8 protein-coding genes are annotated in these 5,825 nt (G+C 57.9%); 2 read left to right on the forward strand and 6 right to left on the reverse strand.

Going from position 1 to position 5,825, the window contains the following annotated elements; genetic code table 11:
- Positions 1-99: 99 nt before the first annotated feature.
- Positions 100-552, reverse strand: coding sequence for a response regulator (locus D3273_RS27045; protein ID WP_129230060.1), 453 nt, complete (start codon positions 550-552; stop codon positions 100-102).
- Positions 553-1,015: 463 nt separating this feature from the next.
- Here D3273_RS27045 and D3273_RS27050 point away from each other — a divergent pair, with 463 nt between their 5' ends.
- Entirely contained in the window at positions 1,016-1,294 is a 279-nt protein-coding gene (locus D3273_RS27050; RefSeq protein ID WP_129230062.1) for a hypothetical protein, read from the forward strand.
- Between the two features lie 7 nt (positions 1,295-1,301).
- On the opposite strand, the gene D3273_RS27055 is transcribed toward D3273_RS27050, so the two are convergent.
- The 5 genes from D3273_RS27055 to D3273_RS27075 form a co-directional block, all read right to left on the reverse strand.
- The gene (locus D3273_RS27055) at positions 1,302-2,411 is read right to left on the reverse strand and encodes a ComEC/Rec2 family competence protein (RefSeq protein WP_165359740.1); all 1,110 of its coding nucleotides are present in this window, start codon (positions 2,409-2,411) and stop codon (positions 1,302-1,304) included.
- Between the two features lie 494 nt (positions 2,412-2,905).
- Entirely contained in the window at positions 2,906-3,637 is a 732-nt protein-coding gene (locus tag D3273_RS27060; RefSeq protein ID WP_129230066.1) for a hypothetical protein, read from the reverse strand.
- A 73-nt stretch (positions 3,638-3,710) separates the two neighbouring features.
- Positions 3,711-3,938: a transcriptional regulator gene (locus tag D3273_RS27065; protein WP_129230068.1), complete on the reverse strand. Its 228-nt coding sequence runs from the start codon at positions 3,936-3,938 to the stop codon at positions 3,711-3,713.
- Positions 3,939-4,285: 347 nt separating this feature from the next.
- Complete coding sequence (locus tag D3273_RS27070; protein WP_129230070.1) at positions 4,286-4,546, reverse strand: hypothetical protein; 261 nt, start codon at positions 4,544-4,546, stop codon at positions 4,286-4,288.
- The gene (locus D3273_RS27075; RefSeq protein ID WP_129230072.1) at positions 4,546-4,842 is read right to left on the reverse strand and encodes a hypothetical protein; all 297 of its coding nucleotides are present in this window, start codon (positions 4,840-4,842) and stop codon (positions 4,546-4,548) included. The genes D3273_RS27070 and D3273_RS27075 overlap by 1 nt, the downstream gene beginning before the upstream one ends.
- Positions 4,843-5,466: 624 nt before the next feature.
- On the opposite strand from D3273_RS27075, the gene D3273_RS29780 reads away from it, so the two are divergent.
- Positions 5,467-5,595: a hypothetical protein gene (locus D3273_RS29780; protein WP_281011432.1), complete on the forward strand. Its 129-nt coding sequence runs from the start codon at positions 5,467-5,469 to the stop codon at positions 5,593-5,595.
- Positions 5,596-5,825 lie beyond the last annotated feature (230 nt).

A 5,825-nucleotide genomic window follows, 5' to 3' on the forward strand; every position in this document is an offset into this window, starting at 1 on the left:
CCGGGCCGGGACGTCGACAGGTTGCAGGGGCATGGCGCGTTTCGCCTATCTTGGATCGGCCGCTCGCAGACAGCCTTGTGCCATCGACGTTTCCAAAAGTTAATAGTTCCAATCAAATGAGTAATTCTGGCTCACTGTGGCGCGGGCGGGACTCGCCGCAGACCGTTCCCGACGCTCGCGGATCAGGGCTGCCAAGCTCGCGAGGACGTCTGCGATCTCGGCCGGCTTCGAGTGGACCGGTGCGTCGGGATAGCCCTGGGTGACGGTCGGATCGTTGCCAGTCACAAAGACGAACGGGATGCCGCGCAGTCGGAGCTCGTCGGCGATCGGGAACAATAGCTCACCTCGGAGCTGGACATTGAGCAGAGCGCCGTCCAGGCGCGCGCTGTCGCGGATGGCTTCCATGGCGCTCGCCACGCTCGGACACGGGCCGAGCGGCACGATGCCAAAGGCCTCGAGCTCGTCGGCCATGACGTCGGCCAGGAGCGCCTCGTCCTCGACGACGAGGACGTGCATCCCTGAGAGATCCTGGCGCAGGTCGGGATCGTTCATCGGCGGCGGCAACCTGGAGGACGATATCCGGTCTATATCCTACTCAGCGGTGATGGCGAAGCCGGAGCTTCCAATCAGTCCCGTTGCAGTCCGGCGTGTTCGCGTCGCCGGGCTGGAACCGGCTCGGGTCGATGTCTGGGGAGCGCTCTGACAAGCGTACTCAACGCCACCGTCGCTGAGCGCCCCGGCCTCACCACCATAGAGCTGTGCGGCGGTCTCGCGGGTGTTATCCTAGGCCAAGCCATATCAACCGCCTCGGCCGACATGGACGGCTCGCACCTCGACGCGCTGGCGGTGAGCTTCCGGGCCGCGCTCTACAAAATACGCGAGAAGGGGCGGGCGGTGAATTGAGGACCACAGCTTTCAGCCAGCCCCTGCCCGCCGCATCGCGGTGTGATGGGCGGGGTGCCGCACAAACGGCTCGTGACGTAGCTTCGGGATCGCTGCAGCGAGGGATCTGAGAATGACCGACAACCGGCCTACGATCACCGATCCCGGCTTGCTCGACCTCGCGGCGCAGGGCGTCGACCTATCCCGCATGGGATCGGCCTACGCGGCTCGAGCCTATCCTAAGCTCGACACTGTGTCGCCGCGCGACGCCTACAGCCTTGGCTTCACGGACGGGGTGAAGGCCATGGCGGCGCAGTTGCCGGGGTTGCTCAGCGGCGCCCTGGACGTCCGCGAGGTGATAGCGCGGCTGTACGACCCGGACTTGCTGCCGTTGGCGGGGGGCGGGGCGTAGTAAAAGATTAGATTTCTAGATTTAGTTTTGCGCTTGCACCCTTCCGATAGGAACAGAAATTGTCAAACTCCGGCTTTACTGTGACAGTCCCGTCCGAAAGAATTCTTACAAGTATATCACCTTGGCAGGCTTGTATTTCGCCACTCTCCTCAGCGCTCTCTCGTATCAGGCGTGCAAGTCCCGGCTCCACTCCGGCAATCGGAACTAATTTACTTACGGTTGCTCCACAGGGTGGCATCAAGTTTGTGCAGTAAGGATCGATTCCCATCTCCGAAATCATGAAGATTGTCTCTGGATGAGGGTGTGATTGACCATTAGCAGACGTAATGCCATATCGATCCCCAGATCGCACAAAAAGTCGGTTCAGCACCTCTTGCGGATTATCATGTTTCGATCCATGATGGGGTATATTAACTACCTGAGAAGCAATGTCTCTCCCAGAATTGCGCTCAAATCTTTCCCTTATCTCCCAATTTGCCTTTGTCGCATCTCCACCTACTGTCACTGAAACACCAGCGTAGGTAAACCTTAAACACAGGCTGAGATCGTTCTCATTGATGTTGCCCAAGAGACTAGGGTCTTCACTTTCGATACGAGAGATAATCACTCCCTTTACTGATCGAGGAGGAAGCAGAGAAAAAATATCTACGCCGGAAAAACCACTCGGTGCAAGTCTGTTCTCCTCACCAGCACACTCTGTCCATTTTGCGCTATTCTTGTCTCCCCACCTGAGTATCTGCATAAACTCCTGTGTAGATTGCCTAATGCTTGAGGAGTCACCGCGCTCTAAAACCTTTTTCAGAGCCAGGGCAAGTTTTTTCAATCTGTCACGATTGATGAACAAATCTCCTAGAGGACACGTATAAAACTGATCAATCTTCTCATCGAATGCCTGCAATATTTTTGACAAACCACCGTAATGATCAGCATGCGGATGCGTTAAGCAAACAAAGCTGAGCTTGTCTGCCTTAAGTTCGTTTAAAACGCTGAGGGCCTTGGGTATATTTGCGCGATTCCAAGCAGAGTCTATAATACCATGCGAGACAGTTTCTCCAGAGTAAAACGATATTACCGCCGAACTTCCATGGCCGACATTCAGAAACCTAATTTCCAGCAAGTTATAGGCCGTCCATCCACTCGTTAAGCTCATCAAGTTCAGCTGAAATTACGACCGGGTCAGGGTTTCGCTTTATAAAACGAGGGGTTCGATATACACTCTCAAAGTCTATTTCGAGGTAAACGGATTGACCGAACGCTATCAATTCTGTTGGAATCAACGATTTAGGAAAGCGGGTTCTGTACTCGCCACCCGACGCCTGACAGATCACGACGACCATATCACCTACTGTCTCGCCAATCACAGCCTTCACAGATGGGCGAGCGCTGGCCTGTGGCAATTCTAACGGTTTGGGTAGATCACCTCTTCTATAAATCTCTTCTACATTAACTTGAACTGGAGACGTTGCACGGTTCTGATCTGCTAGAATCGGAACGACTTGGTCGTGCGAATTGGGCAGCGTCTGTCGTGTAAGACTAGAATCAGCCGGTTTTTGCGACCAGTTCTGAACCCGGTCCGCCCGAGCTGTAGTCGTTCCAACACGCATGTCAGCCTCACTCCCCAAGCTGGTCGAAGAGTGTAGCGAGTTTCACCGCCTTTTCAAGCTTTGTTCTAGACCATTTGTACAAGCTGCCCTGCGACAAGCTAAAGCCCTGTTCGGAAAGATCGAGATCGAAAAACATCTTTGGTTTTGAGCTTAGGAGTTCTTTAGAAATGTTCATATCCCCATCAAATGCAATGGAAACGTTTTTTTCTGCAAAGGGACCAACGGATAATCGATAAGACAGGAGATCCTGATCGCGACCTTCAAAAATAAAAGCTATGTCGTCGGCGCGACCTAAGGTGCTTTGCACGCCTTCAGCTAGATCTTTATGAACCGCATCCATAAAACCGTCTTTGCGTACCCACTTTGGACATTTAGGTATCAAGAAAAACAGTCTAAATCCGCCTCGCAGAATATTTCTTATTTCATTGAGGCGTATCAACTCATCCGCAATCTGGTTCATTTTTCTAAACTGGAAATCGTTCGCTAGTCGCGATAAATCAGTTCCATGTCGCCACTCCATGGTACCGCTGAGCGTAGTAATATCCATGGTAATGTTGCGCCCAAAGCTGGTATCTCCAAATGATCCGACCAGTGCTGTCCGAGGCGCGCCTTCTCCAATTTGAGAGAAAAACTCTGGGACCGTCGTAAAGATAGCTTTCGCTGTCGATCCGTATCGATCAAGAAAAGAATAATTCATAGTAAAGTCAAATCGCCAAATGAGCTTAATTGCTATCGCCATTACACCCTCCCGTGGGTCGTAATTCAATTCTTCACGATGATCTACATGCCCTCGGGCCGTGACGGGACACGCATCAGAGCTGATCCTCGCGGAGCCGTGGGCCGTCGGCCGTGAACTCGACGCCGGCCAGTTCGAGCGCTCGCCGGATCGAAGCTTCCTGTTCGTCGGTCAACCAAGCCGGACCATCACTGCTTTCGATGGCCGTGACCAAAGCCGCTGTGAGGTGGGCATTACAGCTGAAGGTCGTCCGGCCCCATCCGAGCAGCGTCCGGGCTTTGCGGATTTGCGGGCCGGTGAGCATGTCAGTTCGCCCCTTCGGGATCGTCGTGGGCCGGGAGGTGGCCGAGGCTCATCACTCCGCCCCAACCCCGAACTGGAGCCCGCCTGAGCCGCACTTCGACACGGTGGCCAGCACGAGATAGGTAGTCGAGCAGGGCACGACAGTAGCCCCCGCAGAGACGGGCTGGCCGCGAAGGGCGGTTTCTGTCGGCGGCTGGCTGGCACAGCCACCGAGCATGACGAACATGGCCAGCGTCAGCAGACGCCTGCGCTGGACGCGGTAGAGCAGTGCTCGCTCAGAGACGTCCATGGCTCGTCATCCAATCCGCCACGATGACCCGCATGGCCTCGGGCCGCGAGGGGCGGGGTTCAATCTTCCCACCCTTCCATGTCCTTTTCCATGTCCACGACGTGCGGCGTCCAGTCGTCGTGTGGAAACCCTTGAGCGGACGGGTGGTGGTCGCTTTTCCACACCGTGAAGCAGTCCGACGCCCGGTTGCGGTTCAGAAATCGCAGGTATCGCCCTGCGGTCTCCCGCGTGCCGAACGCGAAATGGGTTGCGAGGTGGTGGAAGACGAACCAGCTCTTTCTGGCTTCGGGTGCCCCTCGCGCCTCATGGTTCAAAAACATCAATGGAGCGCCAGCGGGTCGGTCGAGACGGTAGACGCGACTTTCGATTTCTGCCCCGCGCATCCTGGCTTGTCGTGCGCGATGTCCATTTCCCCACACCGTTTGTTGCTCGCGAGAGCCGTGCCGGACTTCATCGCAGCGTTGAATGCCGTCAACTCTGCCGCCGTCCTGCGCACATCCGCCGCCAGGGGCCCCTCGTTCGGATCGATGATGAAGGGCTGGCGGAAGCTCCCTGCCGCACTCCCCGCCGGATGGAAATCGAAGATCTCGTGCGGCGTGGGGACCGCTGAGGCCACGACGGTCGGCCTTTCCCGGGGCTCCATCGCGCTAGTGTCGGAGGCGGGAGCCCTCGGTCGCGCCGTCACGATGCCCGGGACGGAAACAGGCGCTGCTTCTACTTCCTCATCGGTAGCTGGCGTTGATCCAAATCGGCCGACGGCCTCTCCGCCGCGGTGCATCTCGGCGCAGCCGCCGAGTAGTGCTGACACAAGCGCGAAAGCGAGGGCGGGCCTTATGGAGTTTCGATGCGTCATGGTTGCTCGCTTGTGGCGGGCAGGTAGCCCTTGGCGCGAAGGTGGTCGGCGAGGGCGCGGCGGACGGCTTCGGGGCGAGAGGGTGCAGGTTCTGGCTGATCAGCCGCAAAGGCATCCAGTGCTTGCAGCATAGGATCGTGCATTCGGACGACCACTTGATGGCCGATGCCCGTCGCCGGACGGCCTCGCGATTTTTTGCTAGCAGCACTTGACGTCATGATTTTACGCTAGCATAAACAGCGGGCCGGGGGAAGGCTGCAACCGACCCCACGGCCCTGACCACCGCGAGAAAGAGGCTTCTTCGCCATGGCTGTATCCAGCATTAGCAGGCGTGCGCCCGCACGTCTTCCCGGCTTCAGCCGGCTCTTGACCGATGGCGCCGCCACGATGTGGGCGCACATCATCCCGTGGCTCCCGACCCGTGCCGGTTTCTGGGCCATGACGGTCGGCCAGCCCTTCGTCCTGGCCCGCGTGCGCCCGGACGGCCCGCGTCGTTTCCGCTCCGCCGCCGACTGACCTTCGCCGCAGCCCGAGGGCGCGGCCCGACCATCATTCCCGACATCGCTGGAGATCGACAACATGCCCATGACGCGTGAACGACCCCGCACGCCCGCTTTCCTGCCGCCGGCGCCGCTGCCGAGCCTGTCCGACGCCCTGGCGCGCCGGGCCGCGATCTTTGGGCCCGTCGAGGTCGACGAGGCTGCTGCAGTCCCGCGCAGCGTCCTGGCGCGCATGGGGATCGCACT

It is taken from the genome of Lichenibacterium minor (assembly GCF_004137685.1).
GTDB lineage: Bacteria > Pseudomonadota > Alphaproteobacteria > Rhizobiales > Beijerinckiaceae > Lichenihabitans > Lichenihabitans minor.